Origin of the sequence: Saltatorellus ferox, assembly GCA_007751475.1 — a bacterium.
GTDB lineage: Bacteria > Planctomycetota > UBA1135 > UBA1135.
In genome coordinates, this window is sequence record CP036434.1 from 2,083,679 (window position 1) to 2,098,863 (window position 15,185).

The window sequence follows — 15,185 nt, forward strand, 5'->3', positions numbered from 1 at the left end:
TCGCCATGGACTTCCAAGCTCCTGCCTGTCTCCTGTTCGCCTTGTTCGCCGTGGTTCCGTGGCTGCGCGAGCGTCGACTCACTCGCGCGGAATCGCGCTACGATCGAACGCACGCAGCGCTTCGTTCGCTGGCCATCCTCGCCGTCGCGCTCGCGATGGCACGTCCGGTTCGGATCGACGCCGTGGAGACGCGTTCGCTCGCGATCCTCTGGGATCGCAGCGCGAGCGTGTCTGCTGCCGCTGACGAGGCCGCGGGTGCTCTGGTGCAAGCATGGCTGGAGGAGGCGGAGACGCTCGATCCAGCGCCGCGACTGACGCTCCTCGAGATCCAGCCGGGCCCGGAGGTGACTCGTCCCGTGCTGCTGTCCGAGGTCGATCTCGATCGCGTGGTGATTCCGGCTGCGGAAAGAACCGACGAGACGACGCCGATCGCAGCGGGGCTCGAGGCGGCGCTGCGCGCTGGCGGCGGCCGATCTTCCCACCGGGTCAGGGTGCTCTCCGACGGACTCGGAACCGATTCTGCGCTGGCCAGCGGCGAGTCGCTGGCTTCGGCGGCGACCATCGCCAGGGAGAGCCAGATCGTCATCGACTGGGTGCGCCTTCCGGCCGTCGTGGGCGATCTGCGCGTGACCGGGCTTCGACCCGTGGAGGCACTGCACGCCGGGCTCACCGGACGAATCGAGGTGGCGCTGGAAGGCGGCGGACAGGTGATCGACGTGGTGCTGAGGGTGCAGGGGTCCGAGGTCGCGCGCGCGGACGCCGTGCGAGTGGACGGGCCGAGCCGCGTTCTTCTGAGCTACGAACCGAGTCGCGCGGGATTCCTCGAGGCGACGGTGGAAGCCGCTGTGGTGGAGGGCGTCGATCCTCGCGATGGGGGCGATCTCCGTTTCAGCGCGACCCTTCCCGTGCAGCCCGCACGCAGCGCGCTCTACTTCGGAGATCGAATGGCGGGTGGCGCCGATCGACTGTCGGAACTCGTCGGCCCCGGATTCGAGATCCAGGACGCGGCGGATCTCCTCGGTTCCGATGGTCCGGAAGGTCCGGGTGCGAGCGTGGAATCAGCGCTCGCGTCGACCGACCTCGTCATCGTCGACGACCGCCCCGCGACCGCCCTCCCGGCGCGTCTGCAGGAGGCGATCGTGCGTGCGGTTCAGGACGACGGCGTCGGGCTGCTCATGGCCGGCGGTGAGGCCGCATTCGGACCCGGCGGCTATCACGATCAGCCGCTGGAGGAGATCCTCCCCGTCGAGTTCGTCCAGAAGGAAGAGAAGCGCGACCCGAGCACCACGCTCGTCGTCATCATCGATACCTCGGGATCGATGGGCGGCAACCGCGTTCAGCTCGCGAAGGAGGTCGCGCGCCTCGCGATCCGCAGGCTCCTGCCCCACGACAAGGTGGGCCTCGTGGAGTTCTATGGCGCCAAGCGCTGGGCCGTTCCGATCCAGCCCGCGTCCAACTCCATCGAGATCGAGCGCGCGCTGAATCGCCTCGACGCGGGCGGCGGCACCGTCATCCTGCCCGCGATCGAGGAAGCGTACTACGGGCTGAAGAACGTGCGCACGCGGTACAAGCACGTGCTGATCCTGACCGACGGTGGCGTCGAGACAGGTTCGTTCGAGCCGCTCCTGCGCAGGATGGCCGACGACGGCATGACGGTCTCCACCGTGCTGATCGGGCCGGACGCGCACTCGGAGTTCCTCGTGAACATCGCCAACTGGGGACAGGGCCGGTTCTACTCGGTGCCCAACCGCTTCAGCCTTCCGGAGATTCTGCTGAAGCAGCCCGCGAGCGCCAAGCTGCCGGCGTATCGGCCCGGCGAGACGGCGGTCGTGTCTCCGACCATCGCGCCGGCGTGGTGGGGGGAACTCGATCCCGTCGAGGGCGTTCCGGCGCTCGATGGCTACGTGGAAACGCGCCTCCGCGGCGGCGCGGCCAGCGTTCTTGAGACCGCCGAGGAGCGGCACCCCGTGGTGGCTTCGTGGCGCCACGGGCTGGGCCGCGTGACCGCGATGACCACCGAGCCGACCGGACCCGGGACCGAGTCATGGCGCAGCTGGTCGGGCTATGGCGCTTTCCTGAGTCGGGTGCTGGAGCGAACGGCCTCGGATATCTCCGCGCCCTTCGTGTTCCAGCTGGTTGCCGGGGAAGAAGGCGCGCTCCTCGTGGCCGAGCGCCGGACCTCGAACGAGGCGGATCGTCCCTCGGCAGAGCTGATCCGTGCGGACCTTCTCGACTCCGATCCGATCGAGTGGGAGCGCGTCGCGCCCGATCGCTACGAGGCGCGCCTCGTCTTCCACGGGGCCGACGATTCGATTCGCGTCGCGGCCAGTTCCGGAGCGGTGGGACAGCGTCAGCGGCCCGCCACGTTCCTCACCCTCGACGCGCGTTCCGTGCGGCTGCCAGAGCTCCAGGTGCCGACGGATTCTGCGGCGGCGCTCGACTCTCTCGTTCGCTGGAGCGGTGGCCACGTCGTGGCGCCGGGCGAGCCCGCTGCCACGTCGGCGCTGGCCTCCATCGACAGCGCGCTGGACCGCCAGGTTCAGCTCCGCGAGCTCAGCCCCTGGCTGGCTCTTCTCGCGCTCCTGATCTATCTCGCGGACATCGTTTACCGCCGCTGGCCGAGGGCCAACCCGTGAAAGCTCCCCTTCGACATGGTGCCCTTTCGGCGTCGCTGTTCGTGGCCGTCCTCGCGCTCATCGCGCAGCCGCTCCTCGCGAGTCCTTTCGCGGCAAGCGTCGCATGGAGCGGATCCCAGGGCGGATCCGAGCGAGCGCCCGATGGCGCGGAGTCGCCGACCTCGGAGCTGGATCCCGCCGTGGCCAGCTACGCGGAGTCGACGCTTCAGCAGCCGATCGAAGCCCATCGCCCGAAGGAGATGGAGGCGGAGCTCTACGCGCGAACGCTCGCGAAGCATGGCCAGCTGGAGCCGCTCATCACGTTCCTCGACGCGCGTGCGGAGAACGCCGAAGAAGTTCACTGGCGGCTGAACGCGGAGCGTCTTGCCGCGCACATGACGTGGCGTCACGGTGATCTCGAGGAGGCTCTCGGGCGGTTCGAGGCGATGCTCCCCAGCGAGAGAAACGGCGAGAGGGACGGCGAGAGCGACGAAGAGACCGACCTCGACGTGCTCCTTTCACGGGCACGTCTCCTGGACGCGCTCGGGCGCGCGAAGGACGCGCTCGCCGCCTACGGCGAGACCGTGCCGCGCATCACGGACCCCACCGTCTCCAGCCGCGTTCAGCTGCGCATGGCGCTGATGTCGATGGAGAGCGGCGACGAGGATCGAAAGGACGCGCTCGCCGAGTTTGCGCGCGGGAAAGGCCAGTCGCTGGAACTCCGCAACCGCTCGGCCGTCGTACTGGCCCTGCTGGGCCGGCCCGCCGAAGCGGCCGATCTATACGTCGTCGAAGCGTCGAAGAGCGTCGACGAGGACCTGAGCGTCAAGGAGCGCAAGGCCGCCGTCAAGTCGGCGGCGAACGGCGAACTCCGTATCGCCGAGTGGGCGATTCGCGCCGAGGACTGGCCCAGAGCGCAGTCTGCGGCGTGGCGGGCCATGGAACTCGGGACCGTCAAGCGCGAGATCCGCTATGCGCTGACGCTGCTCGCCGAGGCGCACCGTGGAGACGACACGCTGGCTGCGCTGCTCGCGAAGTTCGACGAGAGCAAGAACCAGCTGCCCCAGGAGGCACGGGAAGCGTGGATCGATCTCCTGCGCGAGACCGGTCAGTACCAGGAAGCGATCGACCTGGCTCTCGGGGATCAGGCCGCAGCGTTCTCGCGGGAAGAGCGTCGGCGACTTCTGGAGATGTACCGCGAGGCGGGGCGCGACGACGAGATGGTCGCGGTCTACGCTGAGTGGATCAGCGCCGAGCCGAGGGAGCTCGTGTGGCGCAAGGGGCTCTCCCGGCACTTCCTCGAAAGCGGCGATCGGGAGGCGGCGGTCCAGGTCTGGCGCGACTGGTTCGATTCCTACGAATCGAAGGAGGAGCTGATCGCGGACCCGCTCGAAGCCGCGGAGGCCCTTGAATCCCTCGGTCTCGATGATCTCGCGATCTACGCCGCCGAGGCTGCGATCGCGACGCACGAGATCATGGGCGCAGGCAACGGCGAGGCGGCTCTTCTGTTCCTCTACGACCTGCACCGCGATCGCGGCGACCTGGTCGAGGCGCGCATCGCGCTGGAGCGACTGGATGAGTTCGCGGACCCCGGTTCGCCCGCGCGGATGCCGCTCTCGGACTGCTTCGAGCGTCTCGGCGAGCTGGAAGAGGCCGTTCGCGTCCTGGAGAACGTTCGCGAGGCGCGCGGTGTGGAGCGAGCGGGGGAAGACCTGGAGATGCGGCTCGCGTGGCTCTACTCCGAGGTGGGCGACGAGGAGGAGGCGCTGGCCCTGTGGCGCGACCTCTGGGACCGTGTGAAGTCGGTCGCGCGCGGGCGCTTCGTCGAGGACCGGATGATGACGGTCGCCGCCAGACTCGGCGTTCTCGCCGATATCGCGGTCGAGCTGGAGCGCGCGCTGGCGGCCGGCGAAGCCACGGAGCGGGAGAGCGGTCTGCTCGTGCGCCTCTACACGAAGGTGGGCGACGCCGTTTCTGCCGCCGAGATCGTCGATGAGTTTCTCGCCCAGACCGGCGGCACCGAGCTCGATGCACTGACGGAGAAAGCGCGCGTCTATCTCTCGTGCAACGACTTCTATCACTACGAGCGAGCGGTGGCGCGCCTGATTCAGCTCGACCCCGACGGGCGGCCCGACTACTTCCGCCAGCTGGCCATGAGCCAGCTGGAGCGCGGCAAGCCGGACCAGGCGCGGCGCACGCTGATGAAGCTCAAGGGCCTCGACGGTGAGGGGGCGACGGACGACAGCGCACCCGAGTTCGAGGCGGGTGTGCTCGCGCTGTCCGGTATGCGCGACGAGGCGATCGAGGCGTACCGACGCGGCCTGGCGGCGCACCCGGAGCGCATCGACTCCTACCTTCTGATGGCCAACCTGATGAAGGAGGTCGGCCAGACGGATCGCGCGGTGGGCATGTTCCAGTACCTCGCGGAGACAGCTGACCGAGACGACCTGTTCACCATCGCGATCGACGGTCTGCTCAACATGGTGGTCGATGCACCGCCGCGGCCGAAGATGCTGCAGTGGGCGCGACGCATCACGCTGGAGCGGCTCGCTGCGCGCGAGGACGCGCCCTACCTCTACCAGCTACTCAGCGACCTCTCCGAGGAGACGGGCGACGAGGAGGGCCAGCTGGCGGCGCTGGAAAACTCCCTTGCGGCGGCCGGTCCGCGGCGAGCTTCGATCCTTCGGGAGCTGATGGACCTCAGCAAGCCGGCGCAGCGCGGCTTCGGGACTCCCGCAAGGGACGGGGACCGCGAGCGCCAGCTCGCCTTCGGGCGGCGCCTTGTGGGCCTCGGGGAACTCGTGCCGCCGGAGGTTTACCTCGATCTCGGCGACGCGTTTTTGGAGGCGGATGACGCGGCCTCGGCGGCGCGCACGTTCGACCTGACGCTGGAGTTCCCCGACGGCGAGCTGTACCAGCAGCAGTCCGCGGAACGCTTCGAGAAGGCGGGCTACGTGGATCTGGCGCTGGAACGGTACCAGCGGGTCCTCAGCGCGAGCCCGAGCGACGTGCCGCTGCTGGCGAAGGTCGGCGAGCTGGAAGAGGCGCTCGGGCGGGATGCCTCAGGGCTGCAGCTGTACACGCGGGCGCTCGACATTCTCCTGCGCCGCAAGCCGCTCTTCGAGCGCGCCGAGAAAGAGGACGAGGACGAGAATCGCTGGGCGCCCAAGAACATCGATGAGTTCGACCAGTACAAGGATCGAGTGCTCGTCGGCGTCTTGAGCACGCTGGCGGACGAGACGGCGATCCGCACCTTCCTGGAGGATCAGCGCGCGCTCATTCGGACCGAGCTGCCGCTCGCGGCCGCGGCGCGCGAGGCGGCGAAAGCGGCGGAGCGAAGCACTGTGACGGACGAGCCGGTCGATGACTCGGACGGGCAGAACGAGGCGGCGACGCCGACGGTCCTGGATCATCCGCGGATTCTGGCGCGGGTGGAGATCGTTCGCCGCGCTGGCTTCGCCAGTGGATGGATCGATCAGGTCGAGGTCCTCGACCGGACGCTTCTGGCGGCCTTTCCGGAGGACGAAGCGCTCCTGGAAGCCGCCGTGGAGTCGCGCGTGCGATGGGGGCGGACCGAGTCAGCTCGGAGGCTCATCGAGGATGGCGTCGAGAGCACGGAGGAGCGCGTTCTCTGGCTGAGCCGACTGGGCCTTTCCGAGGTCGCCGCGAAAGTCGGTGACGGAGAGAACGCAGCGGGTGCTCGAACGGTCGCCGAGGCCCCGGCCGCCACCGGATCCGTTCCGCTCGACGAGGCCGTCGGCCTCGTGTTGCCGCTGGAAGCCGCCGGTGATCTCGATGCGCTGCGCTCGGTTCTTCGTCGCGTGGATCTCGCGGGCCTGACCTCGGAGAGCAGCGGACGGGTCAGCGTCCTTCTCACTGCGGCGCGCGCCACGGGCGACGATGAGCTGATCCTCCGGATCGCGCGCGACTGGCTGCGATTCGACGTGTCGGAAGGGACGTCGCAGTACATGGTCGAGAACAAGATCGAGGGCATCCTCGGGATCCTCGACGACGAGACCGGTCTCGCTCTTGCGCGCTACTTCGTCGGACTCGTCCTGGACGACACCGAGAAGAACGCGCGCTACGTCACCATCCTCCCGGGACTCGCGAAGCGCTTCGGGGAGAGCGTCGTCGAGACCGAGAGCGTCCGTACCCTGCTCGACGGCTTCGGCGATCGGTACGCGTGGGGTCTCGGTCCCGTGCTCGCGCTGCTCCCGCCCGAGGACCGCGTGGGCGCGATTCGAAGCGTCTGGCCCAAGCTGGAATCGGCGAACCGCGCGAGCTTCCTGCTCGACCTGGTCACCGAATCGGAGTCCGACGTCGCGCCGGAACTCGGAGACTTCATCGTGGAGTCGTTCCCTGCGGCGCTGGAGGAAGCGGACGACTACATCGAGTACTCGGTGAACCAGCTGATCGAGGTCCGGCATAGCCACGCTACGATCGAAGCGATGGCGGCCACCGTGAAGAAGGTGAAGCCTGGCCTGAAGACCGCCGACGCCATCGCCGTCGCGCATCGTGCCATGCGTATGGGGGAGGCGTTCGCCGCCGACGAGGCGGCGCTTGCCGAGGCCGCTCGCGTCTGGAGCGAATTGATTCGAGCGGGGGACGACGAGTGGTCACTCGTCTCAGCGCGTCGCTCGCTCGAGGAAGTGCTGGAAGACGTCGGCGGAGAACTCGGCGCCAGCACGCTCCTCGCGACGCTCACCGAGATCGAGAAGGAAGACGGTCAGGCGCCCGCGTTGACCAAGGCACGGGCTCAGCTGCTCGCCAAGGCCGGTCGGGAGGAGGAGGCGATCGATTTGATCCGTATCGCTCTGGTCGATGAACCCGAGGACCTCGATCTCTTGAACGAGCTTCGACAGCTCCAGTCCGGTGTCGGCGCCCGCGCGGACGCAGCGGAAACGCTGGAGCGGATCGCTGAGCACACCACAGGAGACGCTGCCAAGAAGCGTCACCTGCGCCGACTCGTTTCGGAGTGGACGACGCTTCACGCGCCGGAGCGTGCGCTCGCCGCGCAGAAGAAGCTCGGCGGCGACGACGAGGAGGACGGCGGTCTCCCCGGGATGCCAGCCGGTCTGATCCTGCCCGCGGGCGTGTCCGTTTCGATCAACGGCGTGCTGTACTCGGCGGACGATCTGGACAAGAAGAAAAAGGGTCTGCCCAGCTCGTTCGCGGACGTGCGCGAGTCTCTGGACGCAGGGAACGAGGAAGAAGCGGCTCTCGTCTTGCGCCGTCTCTGGCGCCAGTTTCCGGTGGGGCAGCCGCAGGCTCCCCGCTATTTCAGCGCCTATCGCCGCATTCCGCTCGCGAACCTGACGCTGCCCCGTGAGGACGAGAAGAATGGGGAGGAGGGGGATCCGTCGGCCGCGGAGAAGGCGGAGAAGGGCGGTCTCCTCTCGTTCGAGCCCCGGGAGCCGGAGCCCCGGCCGGACCCGCCCGACGCCTACGATCTCCTGGCCACCTCCGAGGCTCTCGTGCGTGAACAAGAGCGATTCTTGCGGACGGTGCAGGCCACCGAACTCGATCGACTCCAGAGCGTGCTCGAAGGCCTCCTGCGCCATGGGATCGAGCAGAGGGGAGAGGAGACCGTGTTGAAGGAGCTTCTCGCGCGCGCCGAGGCTGGCACCATGGGGCGCGCGGATCAGATCCGACTCCTGAGTCTCCTGGACCGGAATCCGGAGCAGGCCAAGGGCGCTGCGGCGCGTGCACTGGGCGATCTCGTCCAGACGCTGCCGCCCCGGGATGCGTCCCAGATCCGCCGGCTGGCGCGGGTCTTCGCGCTTTCGGGCCAGGGGGATCGCGCGCGTGCGCTATACCGCTGGTGCGCGCTGCTGCTCGGGAACTACGCCGGATACTCCAGCGGCGAAGAACTCGACGTCGTCACGACGGTCAGCGATCGCGAGCTGGTCAAGGAAGCGCGGGACCATCTGGAGGGCGACGATCAGATCGCCTTGATCGAGATGGTGCTCGATGCGTCGCGGCCCGCCGAGGGCACCAGTCCATGGGCGCGGAAGAGCTACGACCTGCTGGTCCTCTCCACGTGGTCCGAGATCCTCGATCCGAAGGCTGCGCTGGAACGTGCGCGGACCACGGCGGAGGCCGCGATCGACCTTTCGACCGGTCTGCGTCGCAACGTGGCGCGCCGGGCGGCACCGCTGTTCCTGTACGCAGGCGAGATCGACCAGGCGATTCGAGCCCTCGAGGTCGGGATGGCCAAGCTCGACCCCGAGAGCGTGAACCAGCCGACCGAACGGTGGTACCGGGAGGATCCGCTCGTGCCGGAGGGACTTTCCGTGGACGACCTGCGCAAGCTGCTGCCCGTGGCGGGTGAAGGTCTCCAGGATCCCGCCGCGTGGTTCGGCGAATTGCGCACGGCCCTCATGACGTGGCTCGAGGGATCCAGAATCGAGTCGGCCCAGGCGGTCAAGCCGCTGGCGCTCCTCGCGCTCCGCCTCCAGGAAATCGGCCAGGAAGCAGACGCGGTGGAGGTGGCCAGGAAGCTCGCCAACCTCGGTGATCTGAGTCCGTCGGATACCCTCTGGGTGATCGATGCCCTGCGCGCGACCGGAGAGGAGACGGCGGCGTTCGCCCTGGGGCAGGACCTGGTCAAGGACGGCCGGCTTCACCCGGAGCGCGTCGCCGACGTGCTTCAGGTGGTTCTCGCCAAGGAGGGGCCAGGAGCGATGCTGGAGATGGCGGCGAAGGTCTTGGAGACGAATCGCGACGAGCGCGTGATCGCGCTCGCGATCGAAGCGCACGCCGCCCTCGGGGACGACGCGGCCGTTCAGAGCTGGGAAGAGAAGCGCGCCGCAGCGAAGGCCGCCGAGGAAGCGCTCGCGGCCGCGAAAGAAGCCAGGTAGCGCTCACCCGCGGCCCTTCCCGTCGCCCGCACGCTGGCGATAGGCCGTCGGCGTGCAGCCGAGGGCTCGCTTGAACGCGACGGTCATGTACTCGACGTGCTGGAAGCTCGTGCGTCGGGCGATCTCGGCGATCGTCAGGTCGGTCTCCAGGAGCAGCGCCCGGATGCGTTCGATCCGGGCGCGCAGGATCTCCTGGTGGGGGCTACGGTCGAGGCGCTCCTTGAAGCGCGACTCCAGCACTCTTCGGGACACGGACGCGGCGCGCAGGACGTCTTCGACGCGGATGCCGTCGCAGGCGTGGTGGTGGATGAAGTGGAGCGCGCGGGCCAGGACGGGATCCTCGATCGCGAGCACGTCGGTGGAGCGACGTTGCACGAGGCCGAGCGGCGGGATGAAGTGGCCTTCCGTCGAGACCGACTCTCCCGCCATCTGGCGGCCGAGGAGCTCGGCCGCCAGGAACCCGGTGCCGTGGGGGTTGAGCGTGATGCTCGAGAGCGGCGGGTCCGAAAGGTCGCAGACTAGCTCGTCGTCGTCGGTGCCGAGCACGGCCACTTCCTCGGGCACGAGCAGGCCGGCCATGCGACAGGCGTCGAGGAGTTCGCGGCCCACGCGATCGAAGCACGCGAAGACGCCGAGTGGCCGGGGAAGCTTCGACAGCCACTCCGCCAGCGCGGTGACGCGGTCGTCGACCGGCGGCGCGTGGAAGAGCGCCAGGGACCGCGCGCGCTTCGACGCCTCCGCCTCGAAGGCGTTGCCGCGGAGCACCGACCATCGGAAGCGTTGATCGCCGCAGAACGCCAGGTGCTCGAGCCCGCGACCACACAGGTGATCGACCGCGACCTTCGCCACCGCGGCCTCGTCGACCTCGATCCAGGGCAGCTCGGGGAGGAGCCTGCCGGCCGAGAGGTCGATCGTCGGAACGTTCTTGGCTCGCACCGCCTCGGCGATCTCCTCGTGCTCGATCCGCGCGATGATCCCGTCGCCCTCCCAGTCCGCCAGCCAGTCGGGGACCGGGCCGCCGCGGCCCATCTCGGGAAGCTGGATCGACCAGCTCCCGTGGGCGCGGACGTACGACGCCATACCGCGGAGCAGGCCGCGGCCGTAGGCGTTGCTGCTCTCCACGAGAAGAGCGACGCGGGGGCGCCTGGGGGGGATCTGGGACTCGGGGGACTCGGCCATCGGAATTCTCAGGCTCAGAATCGGGTCATCCCGTCCACGGCGCCAGGGGGCGGTTCAGGTTAGCGCAAAATCTCCGATCGGCGCAGCGCGAACTCCTGGCGCGTTGGGGGAGGTCCATTTAGCCTCGTCACCGTGAACCGATCCATCAGAACCCCAGGGGGGCCGAACGGCCGCCGTCCCGTTCTCCGCACTCTCCTGGCTCCTCTGGTCGGCGTCCTCGGAGCCGTCGGCCTCGTGGCAACGGACGCGATGCCGCTTCCGATGTCGCTGACGTGGCCAGTCGCCGGGCAGCAGCCCGCGTCCGTTCACGATCGAGTGCAAGTGCTGTTCCTCGGCGACGACGGGCACCACGTCCCGCGCGAGCGCGCGGCCGCCGCGAACGTGCCGCTCTTCCAGCGCGACATCCAGATCGAGTACACCGAGGACGTGAGGGCGCTGGAGCCTGCGAACCTTGGTCGGTTCGACGTGGTCCTCATCTACGCGAACACGACGGTGATCGAGAAGGAGCAAGAAGCCGCGCTCCTCGAGTTCGTTCGGGACGGCGGCGGACTCGTCGCGCTGCACTGCGCTTCGTACTGCTTCCTGAACTCCCCCGCCTACGTCGAGCTCGTGGGTGGACAGTTCTCCAGCCATGGGAGGGGTACGTTCACCACGCGCACCGTCGCGCCCGAGCACGCGGTGATGCAGGGATACGAAGGCTTCACGAGCTGGGACGAGACCTACGTCCACACGCGCCACGGCGACGACCGCACGATCCTCGCGGTGCGCGAGCGCGCGGCCGACGAGCCGGGCGGCGCGGGCGATGAGCCGTGGACCTGGATCCGCGAAGAGGGCCAGGGCCGCGTTTTCTACACGGCATGGGGTCACGATCTTCGGACCTGGAACCAGCCCGGCTTCATCGACCTCGTCGCCCGCGGCACGCGGTGGGCCGCTGGCAAGGGGCCGCTCGACGCCGTCGTCGCGCGGCCGCCGCTCGAGTTCATCCCGACCGAGACCGGCGTGCCCGACTACGTCCCCGGACAGCGCACGAGCGCGCGCAAGGAGATGCAGGCGCCGCTGTCGCCCGCCGATTCGATGCAGCACCTCGCCGTCGCGCCGGGCCTCGAAGCGCGACTCTTCGCGTCCGAACCGATGCTGCAGGGCAAGCCCATCCACATGGCGTTCGACGAGCGCGGCCGCGCCTGGGTGCTGGAGACGATCGACTACCCGAACGAGCGCAAGGACGAGGGCGGCCTCGACCGCATCTCGATCCTGGAGGACACCGACGGCGACGGCACCGCCGATCGCCGGACCGTCTTCGCCGAGGGCCTCTCGATCCCGACCTCGCTCACGTTCGCGCGCGGCGGCGTCGTCGTGACGCAGGCCCCCGACACGCTGTTCTTGCGCGATACGGACGGCGACGACGTGGCCGACGAGCGGACGGTGCTGTTTCGCGGCTGGGGGACCGGCGACACGCACGCCGGCCCGTCGAACCTGCGCCTCGGGCCCGACAACCGGATCTGGGGCACGGTCGGGTACAGCGGATTCCGAGGGAAGGTCGGCGACGAGACGCACCAGTTCTCCCAGGCGATCTTCGCGTTCGAACCCGATGGGTCGGCGCTGGAAGTGATCGCCTCGACGACCAACAATACCTGGGGCCTCGGCTTCTCCGAGGAGGCGAGCCTCTTCGCGTCCACGGCGAACGGCAACCCGAGCGTTCACGCCGCGGTCCCGGCGCGCTACTACGAGCGCGTTCCCGGCCTCAGCCCCGGCGCGCTGCAGACGATCGCGGAGCGCATGGAACTGCATCCTGTGACGGATCGCGTTCGCCAGGTCGACTTCCACGGGAAGTACACGGCGGCGGCGGGACATTCGCTCTACACCGCGCGGCTCTTCCCGCGTCGCTACTGGAACCGCATCGCGTTCGTGAACTCGCCGACCGGCCACACGATCGGCCAGTTCGAGCTGGAGCACGCGGGGTCCGACTACGTCGCGCGCGACGGCTGGAACCTCCTGGCCAGCGACGACGAGTGGACGGCTCCGACGTTCTCGGAGGTCGGCCCGGACGGCGCCGTCTGGGTCATCGACTGGTACAACTACATCGTCCAGCACAACCCGACGCCGCCGGGCTTCGAGACCGGCAAGGGCAACGCCTACGTCTCGGACCTGCGCGACAAGAAGCACGGGCGGATCTGGCGACTGGTGCCGATCGGCGCCGACGTGCCGGCGGCGTCCGATCTCTCGAAGGCCTCGCCCGAGGATCTCGTTCAGCTCTTCGGCGACGAGAACTTTGCGACCCGGCAGCACGCACAGCGTCTGCTGGTCGAGCGCGGTGAACTCGACGTCTTCGACCAGCTCACGGCGTGGCTGGCCGTGCCGAACGTCGACGGGATCGGCAGCGATCCGGCGGCTCTCCATTCGCTCTGGTCGCTGGCCGGCCTCGGCGCTTTCGACGGCACGGCCAAGGACCTCGGCGAGGACGAGATCGCCGAGGCCGAGGACGCGCTGGTCCGGTCCCTCCGGCATCCGGCCTGGTCCGTGCGCCGAGCCGCGCTCGAGCTTCTGCCGCGCGCGGAGTGGGCGCGCGACCTCGTGCTGTCGTCGGGCATCCTGAATGACTCGCAGGCCAAGGTTCGGCTCGCGGCGCTTCTCGCCCTCTCGGAGATGCCCACGTCGGACGAGGCCGGTGCCGCTGCGTTCGACGCGCTCGTCGCGGCCGACGAAGCGGACGACCGCTGGCTCGGGGACGCGGCGACGATCGCGGCGGCGGCCCACGACGCGGGCTTCCTGAAAGCGCTCCTCTGCAGCCGCCAGGCGGCGGCCGCCAGGAGCACCGAGACCGAGGAGCGACCCAACCTCGTCAGGAACGGCTCGTTCGAAACCGGGAGCGATCGTGGGCTCGGCGCGGATCACTGGTCCGTGCGCACCTACGGCGGTGAGGCAAGCCAGGCCATCGTGAGCGGCGTGGCCCACAGCGGAGAGCGCTCCCTGCGCATTTCCTCGGAGACGGGTGCTGACTCCAGCGCCTTCACCGAGATCAAGCTGGAGCCGACGGCCACGTACCGTCTTTCGGCCTGGATCAAGACCGAGGGCTTCGACCGGGCCACCGGCCGCGGTGCGCTGCTCAACGTGCACGAGCTGCAGTCGCCCGAGCCGGTCCGAACGGAAGGGCTGGAGGGCACGGAGGACTGGCGCCAGGTCTCGGTGGAGTTCAATGCTTCCGGGCGGAATCAGGTCTCGATCAACTGCCTGCTGGGCGGCTGGGGCTGGAGCCGCGGCGTCGCGTACTACGACGACGTGGTGGTGGAGCGCATCGCGGGCGACCTGCTCGGCGGCGCCGTCGGGCGCGCGCTGCCGCGCGTGATGCGAGCCTACGCCGCGCGGGGTCCGTCGGAGAGCATCGTCTCGACGCTTGCGAGGCTCGGCGACGCTCCGCCCGCGCTGGCGGGGCGCTTGCTCGAAGGCCTCGCCAGCGGTTGGCCGGCGAGCGTCGTTCCCGGTCTCGACGAGGCGGACCGTGCCACGTTGTCGGCGCTCGCCCGCTCGCTGGACGCCGACACGAGCGCGCAGCTCGTCGAGCTGCTCGGGCGCTGGAACGTGGACCTCGGTGGCGCGGTGGACATCGCGGAGCTCACCCGCGGGCTTGCCGCGAGGGTCGCCAGCGGCGACGAGGCCACGGCGGCGCGGATCGCCGCCGCCGAGCGACTCGTCTCGCTGGCCGGCAGGGACGCCGATCGCGCGACGCTGGCCGGTGTCCTCGCGCCGCTGGAGCCGAACTCCGAGCCAGACCTGGCCGCCGGCCTCGTGCGCGCGCTGGGCGCGAGTTCGAGCGAAGGGGTGGCCGAGGTCATTCTGGCGGCCTGGCCGAGGCTCGGGCCCCAGGCCCAGCGCGCGGCCAGTGCGACGCTCCTGCGGCGCGATTCCTGGAGTCGTGCGCTCCTGGCCCGGATCGCGGACGGCACGCTGCCCGCTTCGGTCATCGACGCCGTCCAGTGGTCCCAGCTCGGAGAGCGAGCGGCCACCGGTGAGGACGGGGACGCGCTGGCGGCTCTCGTGGCGGCGGCGCGCGGAGCGGCTGCTGATCCCGATCGCGCCGCCGTGATCGAGGCGTACCGCGGCACGCTCACGATGCCGAGCGATCCGGAGCGCGGCCACCAGATGTTCAGCCAGCACTGCGCGAAGTGCCATGTGATCGCGGGCGAAGGAGCCCGACTCGGCCCGGAGCTGGATGGCATCGGCGCGCGCGCCCCTGAGGAGCTTCTGATCGCGATCCTCGACCCGAACCGCAGCGTCGAGGGCACCTACCAGCTCTGGACCGCGCGAACGGCGGGCGGCGAGATCGTCGCCGGTCGCCTCGTCTCGGAGACCCGGACCTCCATCGAACTCGTGGACGCGAACGGCGAGTCTCACCTGCTCGAAAGGAGCGAGGTGGCGGCGATCGTTCCCTCCAAGCTCTCGCTGATGCCGGCGGGTCTGGAGGCTGATCTGGGGGAGCAGGGCATGGCAGATTTGCTCGCCTTCCTCGCCCGCCAGCACTGATTTCCACAGCCAC

The 15,185-nt window shown here is 69.4% G+C and carries 4 protein-coding genes; 3 read left to right on the plus strand and 1 reads right to left on the minus strand.

The window, feature by feature from the left end; translation table 11 throughout:
• The first annotated feature begins 5 nt into the window (after nt 1–5).
• Both Poly30_RS07510 and Poly30_RS07515 read left to right on the plus strand, forming a co-directional pair.
• Nucleotides 6–2,636 (plus strand): VWA domain-containing protein, encoded by a 2,631-nt coding sequence (locus Poly30_RS07510; RefSeq protein WP_145195864.1) that lies wholly within the window; start codon nt 6–8, stop codon nt 2,634–2,636.
• Nucleotides 2,633–9,475 (plus strand): hypothetical protein, encoded by a 6,843-nt coding sequence (locus Poly30_RS07515; RefSeq protein ID WP_145195866.1) that lies wholly within the window; start codon nt 2,633–2,635, stop codon nt 9,473–9,475. Before Poly30_RS07510 ends, Poly30_RS07515 begins: the two co-directional genes overlap by 4 nt.
• A gap of 3 nt (nt 9,476–9,478) precedes the next feature.
• Here Poly30_RS07515 and Poly30_RS07520 read toward each other — a convergent pair whose 3' ends face one another.
• Nucleotides 9,479–10,654 (minus strand): AraC family transcriptional regulator, encoded by a 1,176-nt coding sequence (locus Poly30_RS07520; protein ID WP_145195869.1) that lies wholly within the window; start codon nt 10,652–10,654, stop codon nt 9,479–9,481.
• Between the two features lie 132 nt (nt 10,655–10,786).
• Between Poly30_RS07520 and Poly30_RS07525 the strand changes: the two genes are divergently transcribed.
• Entirely contained in the window at nt 10,787–15,172 is a 4,386-nt protein-coding gene (locus tag Poly30_RS07525; protein ID WP_145195871.1) for a PVC-type heme-binding CxxCH protein, read from the plus strand.
• Nucleotides 15,173–15,185: the final 13 nt, after the last annotated feature.